This window comes from Sinimarinibacterium flocculans (assembly GCF_003201205.1).
Classification (GTDB): domain Bacteria; phylum Pseudomonadota; class Gammaproteobacteria; order Nevskiales; family Nevskiaceae; genus Solimonas; species Solimonas flocculans.
In genome coordinates, this window is the sequence record NZ_QICN01000003.1 from 55,548 (window position 1) to 75,959 (window position 20,412).

Here is a 20,412-nt window from a genome sequence, read left to right on the forward strand (position 1 = left end):
GGCTATGCTGGCGCGATGCTCGTGATCGATACCCGTCTGTCGCTGCCGCTGTCCGAGATCGAGGTCGTCGCGATCCGGGCGCAGGGTGCCGGCGGTCAGAACATCCACAAGACCGCCAGCGCGGTGCACCTGCGCTTCGACGTGCTGCGCTCGTCGCTACCGGACGAGGTCAAGCAGCGCCTGCTCGCGCGCGCCGACCGTCGTCTGAGCAAGGACGGCGTCGTCGTGATCAAGGCACAGCAGTTCCGTAGCCTGGATCAGAACCGCGATGCCGCCCTCGAGCGGCTCGCCGAGCTGATCCGCGGCGCCGCCCGGGTGCCGCGCGTGCGCAAGGCGACGAAGCCGACGCTGGCGTCGAAACGGCGACGCGTCGACGACAAGACCCGGCGGGGCCGCATCAAGACGCTGCGTGGCAGCGTCGACGACTGAGCCTCAGAAGCGCCAGCGCAACTCGACCTGCCAGGTGCGGCGGTCACCCGCGAGATCGCCGGGGCCGCGCCAGTAGGCATGCTGCAGGCGCAGTTCGGCGCAGCCATCGAAACCGGCGACGCGGTCGAGATCGAGCAGGAACTGCGGACTCACGACCAGGCGCCGGTCGCGGTACGGATGGCGCTCGCGTGCGGCATCCAGTGGCTCGTCGGGCATGCTGCGCACGACGTCGAAGCCGGCGCCGATGGACCACGGCAGCCATGCGCCGGAAACGTTGCCGAGGCGATGCTTCCAACGCCAGCCGCGCACCGAAGGATCGCGTGCCGGCACGACGTCCAGATGCAGGCGCGTCAGGCCGGCGATCCCCAGATCGAGACCCGCTCCGCCGCGAATCCGCGGGCGCTCGACCTCGAGCCAGGCCGATCCGTCATGTTGCAGCGTGCCGCCCTGCGGCCGTACGACGCCCGGGGTGCGGGGATCGGCGGCACTGGCCGGCAGCGACACCAGCGCGTGCAGGAACAGCACGCACAGTCCCGGCAGGACGCCAACAAACCGTGACATTCGATGCCGGTCCGGTGCGGGCACGCCTCGACTCTCCGATGCGAACGACACCCCCGTTATCGGCGATCCGCCGGCGCCGGGTCGTCATCGGCATCCGGGCGGGCCTGCGGCGCCGACGGATGGCAGACAACAAAAAACCGCGGCCCGGAGGCCGCGGTTCGGGTACGACGCTGTCGACCTTAGATCGCGCGGATCTGCGTCGCCTGCATGCCCTTCGGGCCGCGCTGCGCCTTGAACTCGACGCGCTGACCTTCGGTCAGGGTCTTGAAGCCCGTGCCCTGGATTTCCTTGAAGTGGGCGAAGAGGTCTTCACCGCCGCCCTCCGGAGTGATGAAGCCGAAGCCCTTGGCTTCGTTGAACCACTTCACGGTACCGGTCGAAACATTGCTCATTGATACATTCCTTGGATAGATGAAAGTACAGGCTTGCCCGCCTGCGGGGTGCATGCGATCAAGGAAGGCATCAGGGGACAACTTGCCGGCCGAACGATGGCCGCGCAACCACACGGTGTCTACTGCTTGAAACGACTGCGGCGCGCAGATTACGTGAACTCGCGCAAGCTGTCGAATTCGCAGGCCAGGGCCCGCAGGGCTAGCCCTGCGGGGAGCCGGACTCGAGCTCGTCGAGCAGGCGGCTGGCCATCGCGAGGTCGCCGACATCGACATAGGCCGAAACCACCGTCAGCGTGCGCTGCGAAGCACCGGGCTTCGCCGCCAGGCGATCGATCCGCTGCTGCACGGCGGTGACTGCCGGGTCCTTCTTTCCGTCCGGCTCGCGCCGGGGCGCCGGACGATCCGCCGGAGACGGCGGCTGCGTACGCGGTTGTGCCTGGGGTTGTGCCGGCGGCGGGATCGGCCCGGCCGATGGTGACGGTGGCGGCGTGCGATACCGCCACCAGCCGAACGCCAGGGCAGCGCATGCCATCGGCAGGAACCACCACCAGAGACTGGTCGAACGCGCCATCGCCGTGCCGTCGTTCGCGGTCTCCTCGACATCGACGGGAGCCTCGTCCCGGTCCGTGGGCGCCGAGGCCACGGGGTCCGCCACGTGTTCCGCAGCGGCGTCTTCCCGGCCCGGATCAGATTCGGGCTCGAAACCCGGATCGCCTGCCGGCTCGGCGGTCGATGGGAAAGCGTCTCCCCCCGGCGCCTGCTCCGACCCGCTGTCCGGCCCGGCCAGCACCTCGCGGGATGCCGCGGACAGCCGCAGGCTCAGGCGCAGGCCGGCGTGGCCATCGGCCGTCACGGCTTCGGTGGCGCGCGGGCCGGTCGGCGGCGCAAGCGGCGGCGGGGTGGCCGTCGGCGTCGGCGGCGTCGATCGCGCGGCAGCGCCGGCGCGCGGGCCGACGGTCGCGGTGATCGTTTCCGCGCTCAGGTCCAGCATCTGCCGCGGCGAGGGCACGATCAGGTACCCGCCGGCGCGGGGTTGCCGTCCGGCGTCGAAGCCGTCCGGGTTGGCCAGCAGCAGCGCCGTCATGACGCGGCGAATGCCGTACTTGGGCTCGGGGCGCACCCGCTCCGCGATGGCGCGCAATGTGTCGCCGTCGGCCACGGGGCCGTAGCGCCGTTGGCCCGCGGTCAGTGGGGCGGGCGTCGGTTCCGCCGCTTGCGGCGTCTCGGCCGGCGCCGGCGCCTGAACGACGGGCATTCCGCCCGGCTGGGGCTCGCGCGGCATCTCCGCCTCCGCAGCCACGGCAGGCGCGGGCGCCACCGGCTCGGGCATCAGCGCGAGTTCGTGGACGAGCCGCACGGCACCCAGCCGGGTTTCGACCAGCAGCACGAGGAGCGGCTCGTTCACCCGTCGGCTCGAACGCAGGCTCAGCCAGGTCTCGTCCCCCTCGCTGACGAGCTTCACGCTGATGGCCCCCGGATCGAGCCTTGGCGCTTCCAGCCCCAGCGGCGCATAGGCGGCGAACGGCAGCAGGCGGGCCTGCAGCTCGCCCGCCGGCTCGTTGCCGTCGAGCCGGATCGGCACGCGGACGTCCAGTGGTTCGCCCAGCCGGGAGCGCAACTCGGCGGTGCCGACGCCGAGTGCCATCACCGGCCACGTCTGCAGCAGTCCCAGCGCGAACAACAGCGCAAGCACCAGACGCCGTGCAGCCACCCCCGGGAGTCCCGGCGCGGCGGGGCTCGCCGTGCGCCTCACGAGATCTGCTCCTGTGTCGCGACGGCGGACTCGAGGCGGGAGATGTCGATGGTGGCGCCGCGCAGCGTGACGGCGGCGCCCTGCCCGTCTCGCTCGACGACGCCACGGGCGAGCATCCGGTGCACGCTGCCATCGGGCCACACGGCGCGGTGCTCGAGGCTGATCGTGTCGCCGCCCTCGACCAGGGCGCGGAAGTACGCAAGCAGGCTTTCGCGATCGTCCGGATGGACGCGCTCGAGAATCCGCTCGACGTCGTAGCTGGCGTTTGCCGGTGCGAAACCGAACATCACCTCGAGTCGGTCGTCCAGGCGGACGGTGCCGTCGGCGACGTCGTACCGCCAGCTGCCGACCCGCGCAGACTCGCTGAAGCTGCGCAGGCGCTCGACGGCGGCCCGCAACTGCGACTGGTCGCGACGTTCGCGAGTGACGTCGATCGCGGCGCCGATGATCGAGCCCTGCCCCGACTGCCCCGGGACGCGCACGGCCTGCCCGGCCGCGCGGATGACGCGCTCCTCACCATCCGGACGATGCGCCCGGTACTCCGCGCGAAAAGGCACGCCCTGCTCGATCGTCTGCCGGAGCAGGCCGTTGACGGCGCCGCGATCGCCTTCGCCGATACGGGACACGAAGTCCTCGTAGCTGCGGGTGGCCGGCTCCTGCGGCAGGCCGAAGAACCGCAGCGTCTGCGCATCGGCATCGACGCGGTTTCCATCCAGATGCAGCGACCAGTAGCCGATGCCGGCGACGGCCGCCGCCGTGCCGGCCCTCGCACTGGCCTCGACCATCGTCCGATAGTCGCGTCTCATGTGCGTGGTATCCCAGGACACTCCGACCATCTGGCGCGGCCTGTCTCCAGTCTCGCGATCCACGATACCGCGCGAAGAGATCAGGTGCTCGCTGCCATCCGGCCAGATCACCTCGTACTCCTGTTCCCATGGCGTGCCGTTTGCCAGTGCCTCGGCGGTCATGCGCTGGAGGCGTTCGGCATCACCTGCCTTGAGCATGCGCAGAAAATCGCCGAAACGACCGCTGAAGCTGCCGGGCACGAGCCCGGCGAGCCGCTGGGTGTTGGCGTCCCAGTCGAGCAGGCCGGTCTCGTAGTCGTAGCGCCAGATGCCGATGCCCAGGGCTTCGACCGTCAATGCGATGCGCGCCTGGGCGTCGCGCGCCCGGTCGTCGGCCCGGTCGCGCTCGGCGATCAGGCGCAGCCCGTAGAGAGCGCTCGCGGCAACGAGCAGCAGCAACCACAGCGCTGCCGGATCGGTCGGCGCATCGAAGTAGGCCGCTCGCAACACCAGAAAGAACGCCGCCGCGAGGACGAAACCGACGCCAGCCACCAGATAACCGCGCAAGCCGAAGCGCATGCCGTGATCCAGCATGCCGACCAGCCACAGCAGCTGCAGCGGCACCTGCGGGTTGGGATCGTGCGCGACGATCAGGCCGATGGCCGGCGCGTCCAGCAGCGTCAGACTGCGTCCGACCCAGCTTGGAAGCACGCGCAGGACCGACGCCACATGCAAGCCGCCGATCAGCAGCGCATAGATGGCGATCAGTCCGTAGATGCCGGAGAGCGTGGCCATGCCCTCGGCAACGCGGCCCAGCGCCCAGAAGTAGACGGCAGCAACCAGCGCAAAGAAGTAACGCACGCCGTAGCCGGAGCCGAGCAGGGCCCCGGCCACGCCGGCGACGGTCTGGTCGATACGGACGCGATGCAGGCCGGCCAGGATGCTCATGCCATCAATGGCCCCATCTTGTTGACGATGACGCCTTGGGCGTAGTCCACACCCATGGCCTTGAGCCGATCGAGCATGCCGGCATCCTCGACGCCGCACACAACGGTGCGCAGGTCCAGCATCGCCGCCGCCTGCAGCAGCCACTGCAGCTGGGCGCGATCGAAATCGTCGCTCATGGCGCGCTTGCCGACGCTCTCATGAAACTTGACGTAATCGACGCGGACCTCGCGGATGAGGTCGGGATTGATCGTCCAGCGGCAGCGGTCGAGCGCGAGCGCCGCGCCGGCCGTGCGCACCGATTCGGCGAAGCGACGGAACGCGGCCGGGTGCAGGGCCAGGGAGCGCTCGTCGAACTCGAAGCAGAAGCGGGAGCCCGGCACCGACGAAGTGACCAGAATCTGGAACACGCTGTCGATGAAGTCCGGCTCGAGCAGCGACTCGACCGAAAAGTTGACGCAGATGTGGGCGTAGTTCTCGACCAGTTCCGGCTGCCGCTCCACTTGGTCGATGACGGCACGCAGGATCCACAGGTCGACCAGCGAGGTCTGCGCCCTGCGCTCGAGCGCCGGCAGGAAGCTGCCGGGCGTCAGCCAGATGCCGTCATCGTCCTCGACGCGCAGATAGCACTCGAGCAGCGGTGCGCCATCCTCCGCCAGTGGCGCCGCGTGCTGTGAGATGAAATGCGCGCGCCCGTCGCCCAGCCGCGGCCCGATCCAGTCGAGCCACTCCTGGTCCTGCCGACGCCGGTCCACGAGCTTGCGATCCGGCTCCAGCGCGCACACCCGGTTGCCGCCGCTGGCCGCGGACGCCAGCACCGTCTCCGCCTGCCCGATCAGCACGCGGCGCGCCTCGGCCTGCGGCGTGATGGCGACGGCCGCGACGCTGACGGTGACCGCGATGCGATGCCCGTTCCAGGTCAGCTCCCGGCTGGCCACCGCCTCGCGCAGGGCCTCGCCGACGCCGGCCGCCCGATCCAGACCTTGGAACGGCAGCAGCACGGCGATGCGATCGGCAGCGAGAACGAAGGATTCGCCGTCTCCCAGCAGTTGCTCGGCGACGATCTGCGCCGCCCGTCGCAGCAGCTCCTCGGCCGCGGCGTAGCCATGCGCGTCGGACACGGAGGCCAGATGATCGATGCGCATCAGCAAGAAGCCGTGCGAAGCCTGACGGCTGCGCGCCAGTCGCAGCAACTCGTCGAAGCGACGTTCGAACTGGCTGACGATCGCGGCGGGCTCGAAGCGCGGGACGCCCGTCGCACCCGTGGCGATGTCCTCGTGCTCCGGCGGCGTGCTGCGCACGATGCGCACGGTTCCGCCCACGCAGTGGCCATCGTGATCGACGATGGCGGTCAGCGTGAGAACGACACCGACCTCCCGGTCCGAGCGGTCGATCAGCAGTGCCGTCTGCACGCGCGGCAGCGTCGACAGCGACTCCAGGACCTGCAGGGTCAGTCCGTCCAGCGGATACTCGCGCGGATTGGCCTTGCGCTCGTCGACCAGGCGCATCATCTGGTCGATCGGACGCCCGGTGGCCGACTCGCGCGAGCAACCGAGCATTTCGCAGGCGAAGGCGTTGAGGTCGACGATGCGCGCGTCGGGGCCGACGAGGATCAGCGCATCGGTGCACGCCGCAACGGTCGCCCCGAGCGCTGCCTCGCAGCGCCTCTCCAGCGCGCGATAGTCGCGGGCGGCTTCGCGCAGCTCCTTGTTGTCCTCCAGCGCGGCCGACAGCAGCCGTGCTTTCGTCTCCAGATCACGCTCGAGCGCCTCGAGCGCCTCGTGCAGGGACCGGTCCTCGAGCTGGGCGCGCGCACGGGTGCGGAAGGCCTCGAACGGGCGGACGATGCCCGCCCAGATTGCGAAAAATGCGGCGACGCACAGCAGCGCCACCAGCAACCACGCGTTGTGCCAGGCGGCACGGGCGAGCGGGGCCAGATCGACTTCGGTCAGCCCGTCGTAGTGGCGGATACGGGCCTGCACGAGCATCGTCGTCGCCAGCGACGTCGCGCCCACGGCAACGGCAACGAAGGCCGCATAGCCCATGGCGACGTTGACACGCGTCGCGCCGAAACGCGACCGCTGTGATCGAAGCCACTCCTGAACGATCCTCAAGTCCCCCCCGATCGCCGTCGCTCATTGCGCGGGGGCGCACCGGACAGGCCAGAAAACCAGCCCGGGATGGTCTCCGATTGGAGCCGCTTGGTGTATCCCCCAGTCAGGGGGGAGGATCAACTGCCCGGCGTACTGCGCTGCGGCCGCCTGCCGTGTCCGGACGCCGCGCCCGGGTCACCGCACCGTCGCTCAGCCGGCAGCCCGGACTGTGGCGTCGGCAAGCCCGGTCCACGCCTGCGCATCGACGCCGCAGAGCAGCAGCGAAAGGCAGATCAGCAGCTTGCAGGTCGTCGCTTTCATCGTCGTGTCCGGGATCGGGGGAGCGCCACTCTAGACGCCGCCACCTGCCCGTTTGCTGACGCGGTTCTCGTTTCCCTGCTTGCACGATGCCGCGCTGCGACACGCGTCACAGCCAGCAAAAAAGGCCGCCCCTTCCGGGGCGGCCCTTCGGCCAAGCTCAGCCGTCTCAGTTGCCGGTGACGGGGGTGCCGTTGATGCTGGCGGCGGTGGTGACGACTTCCTCGCCGTCGTCATACACCGAGCGCAGTGGAATGCCGGAGCCCACGGCCAGCCAGTTGGTGATCGACCCGGATGTACCTTCGCTGCTGTAGTTTTCCTGGAAGCGGCAGGCATTGAAGGTGCCCAGCGGCACGGTCACCGACTCCTGCCCCGAGTACGTGATCTGGCTGGTCTCGGAGAACGTGGAGGTGAACGGCTGCCCGTTGAACGTCGACGTCGTCGTGATCGTGTTCGTCTGCGAGTAGCTCTGCCCCGGATTGAGTCCGTAGCGGTTCTCGAACGGCGGCTCGAACGTGGTCTCGCCGGTGACCGTCGTACCGTCGACTGTCTCCTCGAAGGTGACGCCGAAGAACAGCAGCGTCGTGCCATCGACACGCACGTACTGGTTGAACGACTCGAACGTGAACACCTCTCCGTTCGACTCCTCGGACAGCTCGCCGGCCACCTCGATGGCATTGTTGCCATTGAAGGTGGTCTGCCGCATCGGCATCAGTTCCTGGTTGATCGTGTAGACCTCCCCGTCAAAACTGCCCTGCTGCGTCAGATTCAGGCGGTTGCCGACGGCGAACAGGTCGGTATTCAGACAGTCGGTTGCGCTGCCGGTGGTCGGATTCGGTGTCGGTGTCGGCGTCGGTGCTGCCGTCGGCGTGGGCGTCGGCGCCGCGGTGGGCGTCGGTGTCGGGGCCGCCGTCGGCGTGGGTGTCGGCGCCACGGTCGGTGTGGCCGTGGGCGTCGGCGTCGGCGTCGGCGTCGGCGCGCTGCCGACCACGATGCAGACGGTCTCGACTCCCGAGGTCAGTTGCTCGACGTCGCGTGCAGAAAACTCGAAGCAGAAGCGCCCGGCCGGGAAGTTCGCCGGCAGGTCGACCTCGAAGGCGATCGTGAACAGGCCCTTGCCACGGCGCAGACCGGTCGGCTTGAACAGGGACTTGAATCGCAGATCCTTCATCGCCTTGGCGCCACCGCCGAAGGCCGCATCGAAGTAGGACGAGGCGCCCGGAACCTTCGCGAACAGGTTGGCGAGATCGGTCGTCGTCGTCACGGAGACCGGAATCGTGACCTTCTGTCCCGGCGTACCATTGATCTCATCGGCATCGGGTTCGACGACCGGCGCGGACTCCTCGCTGCCCTGCGGGTTGTCGGCGGCGCTCGGCGGGGTGCCCGTCGGCTGCGTCACGGTCGCCCCGGGCACGTTGATCTTGTCGGTCAGGTTGCCCATGACCTGATCCGGGGTCTGTCCGTTGTCTCCGCCACCACCGCCGCCGCAGGCGGCGATCAGCAGCGCCGCGGCGAGCGCCGTCCACGCGGGTCGGTACAACCGGCGCCCGGTGGCGTCGTGCGTCTTGTTCGAATGTTCCATGGTGTTCTGCCCCTCGAAATTTGGCTGCGTGCAGGTGGCACAAGCATACCGATCCTGCAGCATGCCTCCAGTACCCGCGCGCCGCAAACGTGATTCAGGTCACCTGCGCCTCGGACCAGGAGCGCTCAGGATGTGCTCGCGAGCACACGTTCGACCGCGCCGGAGCGATAGAAGCCCTGCAGGCTGCGTCGCACGAGCGGTTCCAGCAGCTTCTTGCGCTTGAGCGCCTTGAGCACATGCGGGGCGTAGTGCATCGCCTCGCCGAGCATGATCTCGCGGGTGACGCCGATCTCGTCGAGCAGCGCAGCAAGCGTCGTGTCGCCGTACATGTCGAAGAACACGTCGATGCCGGCATCGATCAGCGTCGCGTAGATCTCGGTCGTGCGCAGCTCGCGCCAGAACTCGTAGCCGATGACGAACAGGTCCTCGATGTCGTCCTCGGCGAGGTCCTCGCGCAGGCTGCCGAAACGCTCGAACTTGAGCCGGTCCCAGATCTCGCGCGTCATCCTGCGCAGCGTATCCTCGTTGAGATGCTGCAGCACGAACTCGGCACTGGTACGCGAGGTCGCCTCGACGCTTCTGGCCACGTATTTGCGCAGGTTGTCGTCGAGCGTGGTCTCAAGGCCGGGCGAGGCCCTGTTCAGCACGCTGCGGCCGAGCTTCATCATCGAGCCGGCGCCGGGCATGCCACGCGTGATCTCGCTGCCCCGGGCGATGTAGCCCTTGATGCCGTGGTAGAGCAGGTCCGATGCGAACGCGATGTAGATCGGGCTGGTCGCCGCGGCGCGCACGAGCTTCTCGCGCAGCGACTCGAGTTCCAGCAGCTTGTCGACGAACTCTTCGTAACGCGCGTGCACGACGACATCCTTGAGCGCGGTGCGGTCATGGATCTTGTGCGCATACAGCGCCCGTGCAATGGCCGAGACCAGCTCGGGCAGTCCGGCGCCCAGCTCGATCTCGGCGGCGTAGGTGCGCGCGGTGTCCTTGATCATGCGCGCGGTCACCACGTCCTTGAGCTTGAGCCGTGCGGCGTCCGCCAGCAGGGCATCGAGGTGATCGCCGATCAGGTCGCGCAGGCCGTCGCCGGTCAGCTCCTCGACGAGGTAGGCGACATGGGCATCGAGCAGGGCCTCGGCAGCGCCGACAGCTGACTTCTTCTTGGGCATGACGGAACCGGTAGCAAGTGGCGGGAGCCAACGTTAGCGACCGCACCGGCAGCGCGCATTGACGGCGCTTCTCGGGTGCATGGCGCTGCGGCAAGCGCCCGATCCTAAGGCACCGTGCACAAGGCCGCGTGTGCGTGCTGCCACAGGCCGTTTCCCGTCTCCCGGATCGATCCGACCGGATCCGCTGGCTGCCGCGTCGCACGCGGTCACCGGTGCAGTGACCGGAATGACCCTCTTGTGGCCGGCATGACGCCAGCCCCCTGGACGAGACGGCCCTACAGTCGCCGGCGTCAATTCCCTTGCCATACCAGGAGCCTGTGCATGGATGACCTTGCCCCCACCGCCACCCCTCCGGATCCGGCGCAAATCGAGGCTTTCGCCGGCCGGCTCGGCCAGGCGCTCAACGATGCCGCGCTGGTGCAGATGTGCTCGATCGGGCACCGCACCGGCCTGTTCGACACACTCGCGCGGCTGCCGCCGTCGACCAGTGTGCGGATCGCGACCGCGGCCGCGCTCGACGAACGTTACGTGCGCGAATGGCTGGCCGCACTGGTGACCGCGCGCGTCGTGAGCTACGACCCGCACGAGCAGACCTACGCGTTGCCGGCGGCGCATGCGGCCTGCCTGACGCGCGCCGCGACGCCCAACAACATCGCCGTCACCTGCCAGATGATGCCGCTGATGGGCGCGATGGAAGACCGCATCATCGACCGCTTCCGGCACGGCGGCGGCACCTGCTATCACGAGTACCCGCGCTTCCACGAGGTCATGGCCGAGGACAGCGGCCAGACCATCGTCGCCGGGCTATTCGATGGCGTGCTGCCGCTGGTCGACGGCCTGCAGCCGCGGCTGCAGGCCGGCATCGACGTGCTGGATGCCGGCTGCGGCCGCGGTCACGCACTGATGGCCATGGCGGCGCGCTATCCGCGCTCGCGGTTTGCCGGCTGCGACCTGTGCGAGGACGCGATCGAATGGGCAACCGACGAGTCGCGCCGCCGCGGCCTGCAGAACCTGCGCTTCGAAGTCCGCGACCTGAGCGACTTCACCTCGCCGTCGGCATTCGACTTCATCACCACCTTCGACGCCGTACACGACCAGAAGGACCCCGCCGGTCTGCTCGCCGGCATCGCCCGCAGCCTGCGACCCGGCGGCGTCTACCTGATGCAGGATATTGCCGGGTCGAGTCATCTGGAGCGCAACCTCGACCATCCCTTCGGCACTTTCATCTACACCGTTTCCTGCATGCACTGCATGCCGGTCTCGCTCGGTCAGGGCGGCGCCGGGCTGGGCACGATGTGGGGGGAGGAGCTGGCCGTGCGGATGCTGCACGATGCCGGGTTCCCGTCGGTCGAGCGGCGTCTGCGCGCCGAGGACCCACTGAACGTGTACTTCGTGGCGCGCATCTAGCGGCGGCGCAGCGCCGCCCGTCTCAGGCGAACGCGAAGCTCAGCGCCGACTGCTCGGCGACCGCATCGCCGCCGAACCGCGTCCAGCTCGCGCCCGCGGCGGTCACCGTCAGCCACCAGTTCTGCTCGTCGAGCAACCCGCCGTCGAAGGCCCGACAGGCCAGCACGGCCGCGCAGGCTCCGTGCTGCGGATCGCGCACCGAGGCGTAACGGATCAGGTCGATGCCGGCATCGCGCGCCCGTTCGGCGAGGGCGTGGCAGGCCTCGTAGTCATCGGGCGCCATCCAGCGCTCGCGCGCCTGAATCCACGGCGCAACGAGCAGATCGAGCGCCGGCCCGCGGACCTGGGCGCGGAACACCGTGTGCGCGACGGGCGGCAGCCGTTCGAGTCCGTCGCTGTCGGCGACGAAACGCCAGCGCCACCAGCCGAGTTCGGCCAGGCTGGTGGCGCGCTGCTCGGCGCCGTACCAGACCCCCGCATCGAAGGCGCGGCGAAAGCGCGACGCCACCGGCGACGGATAGCGGAAGGGCGTGTGCAGCAGATAGTGCAGGTGCCGGCACTCGGCGGGGAGCGGCGGTTTGCTCGCTTCGAGGATGTCCTCGAGCAGCGCCTGTTCCCCGGCATCGTCGACCAGGGCCATGGTCGCCACCAGGTGCTGCGCCTCGACGGCGCGCCACAGCCGCAGCTTGAGCGGCCGCGTCTCAGTTGCGACCGCGCGCCGCGTCCAGATAGGCAAGGACATGCACGAGACCCTCCACGGTCTGCAGGCGCTCGGCCGGCACGCCGCCGATCGCACGATTGTGGCCATGGAGCCAGGCGCGCATCGCCGTGACGTCGCCGCCGGTCACGGCGGCCAGCGCGCGATAGATGCGTACCAGCATCGCGGCCAGCTCCCAGTGCTTGCTGCCGGCCTCAAGTGCGCGGCTGCCGCTGGCAATACGCGAGAAGGTCGCCGGACTGGCGCCGATGATGCCGGCGAGCGCGCGCTGGCTCAGGCCGAGCTGCCGGCCTGTCCGCAGCAGCGCCTTGACGAGTACCGCGGCCGGTTCGGGCGCGGCTGGCGAGTGCGCGATCCGTGTCATGACAAATGAAACGATACGCCGTTTTTGTTTCATTTGGAACATCTGACGAAAAGCCCGCCGTCCGGGATTTCGCTCAGGCCGGGGCCGTCGGCCGATGCTACCGTCCGGCCTGCCCTGCCCCGTCCGCCGCCTTGGAGTGCCTGATGAAGTTGCGCCACGTCGTCCCGCTGCTGGCTCTGGCCCTGTCTGCGTGCGCCACTTCCGCGCCGCGCGATCCCGCGCCATCGCCCGATGTCGCGCCGCTGTTCGCACAGTTCTGGGACGAGTACCTCACGCTGTATCCGCTGCAGGCGACCTTCGTCGGCGATGCCCGCTTCAACGACCGCCTGCCCAACGGGCTGACCGACGCGTACCGGGCCCGCGAACGCGACTTCAACACGCGCTGGCTGGCGCGTATCCGCAGCGTCGATACCGCCGGCCTGTCGGCGCAGGACCGGCTCAGCGTCGACATCTTCGTCCGCGCACGAGAGGAGGAACTGCAGCGTCTGGAATACCCCGAACATCTGATCCCGCTGAACCAGTTCTACAGCTTTGCGAACATCTTCGCGCAGCTCGGGTCGGGCACCTCGGCACAGCCGTTCGCGACCGTGGCCGACTACGACGCCTGGCTCGTGCGCATGGCACGGCTTCCCGGGCTGTTCGATCAGGCGATCGTGAACATGCGTGAGGGCGCCGGAAGGGATCTGGTGCAGCCGCGGGCGCTGATCGACAAGGTGCTGCCGCAGCTCGACGCGCTGATTCACGACGACCCGCAGCAGACCCTGTTCTGGCAGCCCGTCGCCAACATGCCCGACACGATCCCGCCGACCGATCGCGAGCGGCTGCAGGCCGCCTACGCCGAGGCGATCGACACGCAGGTGATGCCGGCATACCGGCGCCTGCGCGACTTCGTGCGCGACGAGCATCTGCCGCAGACGCGCGAAACGCACGGCATGCGCGATCTGCCAGGCGGCGAGGACTGGTACGCCTACTACGTGCGTCGCTACACCACCACGGACCTGACGCCGGAGCAGATCCATCGCATCGGCCTCGACGAGGTCGCGCGCATCCACGGCGAGATGCGGCGCGTCATCGCCGAGCTGGGCTTCGACGACGACCTGCAGGCCTTCTTCACGTTCCTGACGACCGATCCGCAGTTCCAGTTCGACAGCGAGGAGGACCTGCTGGCGCGCTACAACGCGCTGCGCGAACGCGTCGAGGCCGGCGCCGCGAAGCTGTTCTCGATGACACCCAAAGCACCGTTCGAGATCCGTCCGGTCGAGGCGTTCCGCGCACGCTCGGCGGCCGGCGGCTCGTACATGCGGCCGAGCGAGGACGGCAGCCGCCCCGGCGTCTTCTACGTCAACACCTACGATCTGCCGTCGCGCAAGACCTGGGACATGGAAGACCTGTTCCTGCACGAGGCGATTCCCGGCCATCACTTCCAGCTCGCGCTGCAGCAGGAGCTCGACGGCATTCCGGCGTTCCGTCGCTTCGGCAGCTTCACCGCCTACATCGAAGGCTGGGGCCTGTACGCCGAGTCGCTCGGCAAGGAGCTGGGCGTCTACACCGACCCCTACATGTACTTCGGCTACCTGCAGAACGAGCTGTGGCGCGCGATCCGCCTGGTCGTCGACACCGGCCTGCATGCCAAGGGCTGGACGCGCGAGCAGGTGATCGACTACATGCTCGCCAACTCCGCCGAGAGCGAAACCCAGGCCATCGCCGAAGCCGAGCGCTACATGGCGATTCCCGGCCAGGCGACCGCGTACAAGATCGGCGAGCTGCGCATCAAGGCCTTGCGCGCGAAGGCCGAGGACGCGCTCGGCGACGACTTCGACATCCGCGCCTTCCACGCCGAGGTGCTGAAGGACGGAGCGGTGCCGCTCGACGTGCTCGAAGCCAAGATCGAACGCTGGATAGCCGCGCAGGCCCGCTAGGGGAAGCGTGCGACGAGATTGTCGAGTGCGCGATTGGATTCGCGGCGCACACGGCGCCACATCAGCACGTCGTTGAGCCAGCGCAGCAGGGGTAGTGCGAGCCGGTAGTCGAGCGTGCGCACGAAGCGCGTGCCATCCCCGTCCGCCATCAGTTCATAGCGCAGGTGCACCGTGCTGCCGTCGTCCATCACCGCTTCGGCGCACCAGCGCTGCGGCGGCTCCGCCTCGCGCACGGTCCAGCGCAGATGCCGGGTGAAGCCGGACGAGCGGATGTCCTCCTCGAAGCGGGCGCCGGCGGCGAGCGATTCCATCGCCTGCGCGTCGGCGCGGATCGAACTCGGATGCCACTCGTGCCAGCGTGCCGGACGGGTGACGAGGTCGTAGACCGCCGCCGGCGCGGCGGCGATGCGGCGTTCGAGACGGATCGTGGTCATCTGCCGCATGCTATCAGCGAATGTCCGTCGATCTGTTCACCTCCCCGGCCTACCTCGATGCGCTCGAACGCCACGGCAGCGTCGGCCACGGCAGCGGCTGGACGCCCGTTGTCGTCGCGCCGGAACGGGACCGGTGCGCACCGGCGTATCTGAAGACGCACTCCTGGGGCGAGTTCGTCTTCGACTTCCAGATCGCGCAGGCCTACGCCCAGCATCGGCTCGCCTACTATCCGAAGCTGGTCTGCTGCGTGCCGTACACGCCGGTCCCGGGGCCAAGGTTGCTCGCGACCGACGATACCGGCCGCACGGCCCTGGCCCACGCCCTGATCGAGACGGCGCAGGTGCACAAGGCCTCGGGCGCGCACGTGCTCTATCCGCATGCGCCGGATGCGGCGATCCTCGATGCGCTCGGCTGGCTGCGCCGCGAACAGCTCCGCTATGTCTGGCACAACCGCGGCTACGCCGACTTCGACGCCTTCGTCGGCGCGCTGTCGTCCAGGCGCCGGAAGAACATCCGCCGCGAGCGGCGCCTGGTCGGCGAACAGGGTGTCGATATCGGCTGGCAGCGTGGCGACGAACTCGGCGACGACGCGTGGGATCGGGTCTACGCCCTGTATGCGCGCACCTACCACCAGCGCGGCCAAGCACCCTATCTCGCCAGCGGCTGTCTGCGCGACTGGGCCGTGGCGTTCGGACCGAAGATGCCGTTCTGCATCGCCCGACGCGGCGGCGAGATCGTGGCGATGGCCTTCTTCTTCGTCGACGGTGACCGACTCTGCGGCCGGCACTGGGGCGCGTCGGTGGACGACGAGTTGCTGCACTTCGAGCTGTGCTACTACCAGGGCATCGACTACGCGATCCGCCACGGTCTGACGGTGTTCGATGCCGGCGTGCAGGGCGAGCACAAGCTGCTGCGCGGCTTCGACCCGGTCACCGTGCCGTCATTCCACTGGTATGCGCACGCGGGCTTTGCGTGCGCGATCGCCGATTTCTACGCCGAGGAGCGCACGCACGTCGCCGCACAGTGCCGTGCGCTGGCCGCGCACAGCGCCTATCGAGTGGCCGACTAAGGCGACTTCGGCCAGCTGAGCACCGCGAAGGCGACGAGCAGCGCCGCCATCAGCGCCAGCCAGGTCGCGAAGCCGAACTCGCCGGCGGCACCCGCGAGCGCCGCAAGCACCGCGAACACGACGGCGAGGCCCGCCTCGATCTGCTGGCCGAGCGGCCATTCGCCGAAGCGGAAATGAATCTGCCGGGCGCGGATGCGCGTGACGATCAGCGCAAGCGTGCCGAGCACGACGATGGCGGTGAGGAGCTGGGCCATGTCGCGCATGGTGCACGATCCTGGCCGCTGCCGTCAGAAGCGCAGCAGGACCGAACCCCAGGTCATGCCGCCGCCGACGCCCTCGAGCAGCACCAGATGACCCGGCTGGATGCGTCCGTCCCTCACCGCCTTGTCCAGCGCCAGCGGCACCGAGGCCGCCGAGGTGTTGCCGTGGCGCGCGACCGTCGTCACGACGCGCTCGCGCGGCACGCCCATCTTGTCGGCAGTGGCATTGATGATGCGCAGGTTCGCCTGGTGCGGCACGAACCAGTCCAGATCCGTGCCCTTGAAGCCGTTGTGTTCCAGCGCCTCGCGCGAGCACTCGTCGAGTACGCGCACGGCGAGCTTGAACACGGCCTGCCCATCCATCTCCAGGTAGGGGTTGCCGCGAATCTGCCCCTCGGCGATACCGCTGGCCACACGCAGGATGTGGCTGTAACTGCCGTCCGAGTGCAGATGGCTCGAATAGATGCCGGGTTCGTCGGACGGCCTGAGCACGACGGCGCCGGCGCCGTCGCCGAACAGCACGCAGGTGCGGCGGTCATTCCAGTCGAGCAGACGCGAGAACACCTCGGCACCGACGACGAGCGCACACTTGTGCGCGCCGCTGGCGACGAACTTGTCCGCCGTCGCCAACGCATAGATGAAGCCGGTGCACACGGCCTGCACGTCGAAGGCCGCGCCGCGCTTGATGCCGAGCTTGGCCTGCAGCAGGCAGGCCGTCGACGGAAAGACCATGTCCGGCGTCGTCGTCGCGACGACAATCAGGTCGATGTCGTCGGCCGCCACGCCGGCAGCGGCCATCGCGTTCTTCGCCGCGTTGAGCGCGAGATCGCTGGTCAGCTCGCCCTCCGCTGCAACGTGTCGCGCCTCGATTCCGGTGCGCGAGACGATCCACTCGTCGCTGGTGGAAATCCGCGACTCGAGTTCCTGGTTGGTGACGACGCGTTCCGGCAGATAGCTGCCGGTGCCGGCGATGCGGGAGTAGATCATAGGCGGCGCAGCTTACCCGATCCCCGGCAGCGCGCGGAGCGCACCGCCGGAGACAGGGAGCCGGCGCCCGATCAGAAGCGGAAGCCGGCCCTCAGATAGCCGAAGCGGCCCGGTGCGTCGTAGTGGTTCGGGTCGTAGTTGTACCAGTACAGCGACGCGAGGCTGCGCGAGACGCGCGGATCCTGGTCGAAGACGTTGTTGACGCCGATTGCGATCTCCGCGTCGTAGTCGGCGAAGTCGTAGCTCAGCTGCACATGGTGATAGAACAGCGTGTGCAGGCGGTTCTCCGGCGCCGGGTTGCCGTCGGCATCGACGACGTCCGGATTGCTGCACAGGCCCAGGTCCTTGAGCGAAGGCGTCGGGAAGAGATCGCCACAGGGCTCGGTCATGTGATAGGCCATGCGCGTCGTCCAGCTTGCCGTGAAGCGCTCCACTTCCCAGCTCAGATAGCCGGCTGCCTTCCAGCGGGGATAACCGAAGAACTGGCCATCGACGGTGCCGACCTCGCTGGTCACCTCGTCTTCCTGTCCGGGCCGCGGCGCGGTCGACTCGAACTTCTCGAGGTAGGACGCTTCCAGACGCAGCTTGAGGCGGCCGTAGTCCGCCATCGGCAACGCGTAGTCGATCCCGAAGTCGACGCCCGCCGTCTCGACCTTCGCGAGGTTGAAGTACGGCGTGTCGATGTAGGTCAGCGTGCCGGTGGCATCGCGGTGGATGTAGTCGCAGTAGTTGCGCTGCTCGGTCTTGTAGCAGGAGTCGAGGAAGAACTGTCCCTGGCCGATGACGACGAAGTCGTCGATGACGATGTTGTAGAAGTCGACGCTGAAGTTCAGGTCGGTCACCCAGCGCGGGGAGAAGATCAGGCCGTAGGTCAGGTTGCGCGAACGCTCGGGCTCCAGGTCCGGATTGCCCTGCCACAGATCGTAGGGCGTCGCGACATTGCTGCCCGATCCGCCGCCCGGCGTGCCGTCCTGCAAACAGTTGGCGTCGGCCGTCGGGTCCGCGCCCGGATCGGCGCACGGATCGCTAAGCGGGTCGTAGCTCTGCGATTCGCCCAGATACAGTTCACCGATGCTCGGTGCGCGGAAGCCGGTGGAGTACGTCGCGCGCAGCATCAGATCGCTGACCGGCTGCCAGCGCAGGCCGGCCTTGCCCGTCGTCACCGCGCCGATGCGCGGATAGTGCGAGTAGCGCCCGGCGAGTTCGAGATCCAGGGCCTGTGCGAGCGGTGCGTCCTTGAGCAGCGGCACGCCGAACTCCATGTACGCCTCGCGCGCATACGTCCGACCGCCCAGCGGCTTGATCAGGTTCATGCGCACCAGGCCACGCTGGAGCGAGTCGTCGACCTCGCTCTCGAACTCCTCGCGGCGGAACTCGCCACCCACCGCGACCGCCAGCGGGCCGGCGAGCACGCCGTCCAGCACCGGCAGCTCCGTGGAGAAGTTCAGGTAGGCGATCTCCTGCTGCGTACGGTTGCGCTGCCAGTTGTCGGTGAGGATGAAGTCGATTGCGGCCTGGGTGAGGCCGGCCGATCCCTGGAAGACGTTGAGCGGCGCGCAGTCGCCGTCGCAGGTGCCGAAGTTGCCCAGCGCGATGCCGGCCAGCTCGTAGTTCACCGACGGCAGGTTCTCCTCGATGCGGCTGCGCGAATAGATGTAGCCCGCGTCCCAGAACACCAGCTGCGAGAACAGGTCGAAGTCGCCGCTGAAGCCGCCGCCGGCGCGGATCGTCTCCACCGAGGCATAGAAGCTCTGGTTGTTGAGCCCCGGGCCGCGACGGATCGCCCACGCGCCGCTGCCGTCGCCGATGCCGGTGCAGGTCGGGCTGTTCGGATCCCCCCCCGCGTCGGCCGGCCCGCCGCAGGTCGAATCCCAGCCGATGTCCTGCGCGAACGGGTTGTTCGGATTGCTCGCCGAGATGTGGGCGAGATAGCCGAGCGCGCCGCCGTCGAGGTTGCCGCCGCCGAGGTAGGCGTTCTGGCCGACGCTCGTCGACTCGCGCCGGTTGTACAGACCCTCGAAGTTGAAGTGCATGCGCTCGAACACCTGCTGGTTCAGCTGGGTGAAGAATGCGATGCGCTCGTTGGGCTGCTTGAGCGTGCCGTCGGCGAAGCGGTTGTAGACGTCGTCCGGATTGCTGCGGTCGATCTGGTGGTAGTCCAGCGGATTGCCGGCGCCGCCCTCGGCACCCGGGTTGAGGGTCAGGTCGCAGAGCACCAGACCTGCCGGAATCATGCTGGTCATCTGCACCGGGCCGCCGAGCGGCGAGCCGCCCAGCGCGCCGGCGGCGATGCCGGCTTGCAGGTTGGGACAGCCGTAGAGCAAGGCGTTGCGCGAATCCAGCTCGACGAAGCGCAGCAGCGCATTGGGCGTGACGATGCTGTCGCGCGTCGGGCCGGCGCTGGGCCGCGCGGTGAACGAGCGGTTCTCGTTGGGCGCCTCCGCCTGGTCGGTGTAGCTGAAGTTCATGAACAGGTTGGTCAGCGGCCGGTTCATGCCCCAGGACAGCGACAGCTGCTGGGCCGTGCCGTCGCCCTGCTCGAAGAACTGCCCGACGTGGTACGACAGGTCGCCGCCATCGAAATCCTTGCGGGTGATCACGTTGACCACGCCGCCGATGGCATCGGAGCCATAGATCGCCGAAGCGCCGTCCTTGAGAATCTCGACGCGCTCGATGATCGCGGTGGGGATCGTGTTGTAGTCCGACACCGAGGTCTGCGTCGGGATCAGGCCGGTCACCCAGCGGCGCCCGTTGACCAGCAGCAGCGTGTGGTTGGCGCCGAGGTTGCGCAGGTCGAGATTGGTCTCGCCCTGGGTCAGTGCGAAGCGCCCCTGCGCACCCGTGAGGCTGTTGTTGCCCGCCGCGGTGATGTTGCGCAGGATCTCGGAGATGTCGGTCAGGCCGCTGCGCTCGATGTCCTCGCGCGAGAGTACGAACACCGGCTGCGCCGTCTCGTAGTCCGCGCGGCGGATGCGCGAACCGGTGACCTCGATGGTGTCGAGCCGCGCCAGGCCATCGTCGATCGCCGGCTCGGGCGCCGGCGAAGCCTCGCGCAAGGGCTCGACGGCGATCACCTCGGCGTCGGTTCCGGCTTCCAGTGTCGCCTCGGCGGCTTCGTCCTGAGCCCCGACCGTTGCAGAGCCCACCAACAGACAGGCCGCCGCGTACCGCGCCGCGCGCGCTCGAATCCCCATGCCTCTCTCCCAATCCCCGAAGTCTTTGTCCCCGC

At 68.7% G+C, this 20,412-nt stretch carries 17 protein-coding genes; 4 read left to right on the forward strand and 13 right to left on the reverse strand.

The genetic code is table 11. The features are described from left to right. Positions 1-15 precede the first annotated feature (15 nt). Complete coding sequence (arfB, locus tag C8D93_RS06750) at positions 16-429, forward strand: alternative ribosome rescue aminoacyl-tRNA hydrolase ArfB (protein ID WP_110264417.1); 414 nt, start codon at positions 16-18, stop codon at positions 427-429. A gap of 3 nt (positions 430-432) precedes the next feature. Here the strand turns inward: arfB and C8D93_RS06755 are convergent, their stop codons facing one another. The 7 genes from C8D93_RS06755 to C8D93_RS06785 form a co-directional block, all read right to left on the reverse strand. Beyond that, positions 433-990 (reverse strand): hypothetical protein, encoded by a 558-nt coding sequence (locus C8D93_RS06755; protein WP_110264418.1) that lies wholly within the window; start codon positions 988-990, stop codon positions 433-435. A gap of 179 nt (positions 991-1,169) precedes the next feature. After that, positions 1,170-1,382: a cold-shock protein gene (locus C8D93_RS06760; RefSeq protein ID WP_110264419.1), complete on the reverse strand. Its 213-nt coding sequence runs from the start codon at positions 1,380-1,382 to the stop codon at positions 1,170-1,172. 199 nt (positions 1,383-1,581) lie between these two features. Then, positions 1,582-3,027: a type IV pilus assembly protein FimV gene (locus tag C8D93_RS06765; protein WP_146216533.1), complete on the reverse strand. Its 1,446-nt coding sequence runs from the start codon at positions 3,025-3,027 to the stop codon at positions 1,582-1,584. 104 nt (positions 3,028-3,131) lie between these two features. Next, positions 3,132-4,868: a PAS domain-containing protein gene (locus tag C8D93_RS06770; RefSeq protein ID WP_110264421.1), complete on the reverse strand. Its 1,737-nt coding sequence runs from the start codon at positions 4,866-4,868 to the stop codon at positions 3,132-3,134. Then, positions 4,865-6,979: an EAL domain-containing protein gene (locus C8D93_RS06775; protein WP_146216534.1), complete on the reverse strand. Its 2,115-nt coding sequence runs from the start codon at positions 6,977-6,979 to the stop codon at positions 4,865-4,867. Before C8D93_RS06775 ends, C8D93_RS06770 begins: the two co-directional genes overlap by 4 nt. 466 nt (positions 6,980-7,445) lie before the next feature. Then, positions 7,446-8,858 (reverse strand): hypothetical protein, encoded by a 1,413-nt coding sequence (locus C8D93_RS20920; protein ID WP_211307239.1) that lies wholly within the window; start codon positions 8,856-8,858, stop codon positions 7,446-7,448. Positions 8,859-8,983: 125 nt separating this feature from the next. Beyond that, the gene (locus C8D93_RS06785; RefSeq protein WP_110264423.1) at positions 8,984-10,024 is read right to left on the reverse strand and encodes a hypothetical protein; all 1,041 of its coding nucleotides are present in this window, start codon (positions 10,022-10,024) and stop codon (positions 8,984-8,986) included. Positions 10,025-10,345: 321 nt separating this feature from the next. Here C8D93_RS06785 and C8D93_RS06790 point away from each other — a divergent pair, with 321 nt between their 5' ends. Further along, positions 10,346-11,431 carry a class I SAM-dependent methyltransferase gene (locus tag C8D93_RS06790; protein ID WP_110264424.1) on the forward strand — a complete coding sequence of 362 codons (1,086 nt, stop codon included), beginning with the start codon at positions 10,346-10,348 and terminating at the stop codon, positions 11,429-11,431. Between the two features lie 22 nt (positions 11,432-11,453). Here the strand turns inward: C8D93_RS06790 and C8D93_RS06795 are convergent, their stop codons facing one another. Beyond that, positions 11,454-12,173 (reverse strand): RES family NAD+ phosphorylase, encoded by a 720-nt coding sequence (locus C8D93_RS06795; RefSeq protein ID WP_170123935.1) that lies wholly within the window; start codon positions 12,171-12,173, stop codon positions 11,454-11,456. Next, positions 12,133-12,513 carry an antitoxin Xre/MbcA/ParS toxin-binding domain-containing protein gene (locus C8D93_RS06800; RefSeq protein ID WP_110264426.1) on the reverse strand — a complete coding sequence of 127 codons (381 nt, stop codon included), beginning with the start codon at positions 12,511-12,513 and terminating at the stop codon, positions 12,133-12,135. Before C8D93_RS06800 ends, C8D93_RS06795 begins: the two co-directional genes overlap by 41 nt. A gap of 143 nt (positions 12,514-12,656) precedes the next feature. Between C8D93_RS06800 and C8D93_RS06805 the strand changes: the two genes are divergently transcribed. Beyond that, positions 12,657-14,432: a DUF885 domain-containing protein gene (locus C8D93_RS06805; RefSeq protein ID WP_110264427.1), complete on the forward strand. Its 1,776-nt coding sequence runs from the start codon at positions 12,657-12,659 to the stop codon at positions 14,430-14,432. Here C8D93_RS06805 and C8D93_RS06810 read toward each other — a convergent pair. Further along, complete coding sequence (locus tag C8D93_RS06810; RefSeq protein WP_170123936.1) at positions 14,429-14,866, reverse strand: SRPBCC family protein; 438 nt, start codon at positions 14,864-14,866, stop codon at positions 14,429-14,431. The two genes, C8D93_RS06805 and C8D93_RS06810, sit on opposite strands and share 4 nt — an antisense overlap. A gap of 20 nt (positions 14,867-14,886) precedes the next feature. Between C8D93_RS06810 and C8D93_RS06815 the strand changes: the two genes are divergently transcribed. Beyond that, positions 14,887-15,936: a GNAT family N-acetyltransferase gene (locus C8D93_RS06815; protein WP_110264429.1), complete on the forward strand. Its 1,050-nt coding sequence runs from the start codon at positions 14,887-14,889 to the stop codon at positions 15,934-15,936. On the opposite strand, the gene C8D93_RS06820 is transcribed toward C8D93_RS06815, so the two are convergent. The 3 genes from C8D93_RS06820 to C8D93_RS06830 form a co-directional block, all read right to left on the reverse strand. Further along, a complete protein-coding gene (locus tag C8D93_RS06820; RefSeq protein WP_110264430.1) occupies positions 15,933-16,199 on the reverse strand; it encodes a hypothetical protein in 267 nt (88 codons plus the stop codon). The two genes, C8D93_RS06815 and C8D93_RS06820, sit on opposite strands and share 4 nt — an antisense overlap. Before the next feature lie 24 nt (positions 16,200-16,223). After that, positions 16,224-17,183 carry a beta-ketoacyl-ACP synthase III gene (locus C8D93_RS06825; protein ID WP_110264431.1) on the reverse strand — a complete coding sequence of 320 codons (960 nt, stop codon included), beginning with the start codon at positions 17,181-17,183 and terminating at the stop codon, positions 16,224-16,226. Between the two features lie 71 nt (positions 17,184-17,254). Then, entirely contained in the window at positions 17,255-20,377 is a 3,123-nt protein-coding gene (locus C8D93_RS06830; RefSeq protein WP_110264432.1) for a TonB-dependent receptor domain-containing protein, read from the reverse strand. Positions 20,378-20,412 lie beyond the last annotated feature (35 nt).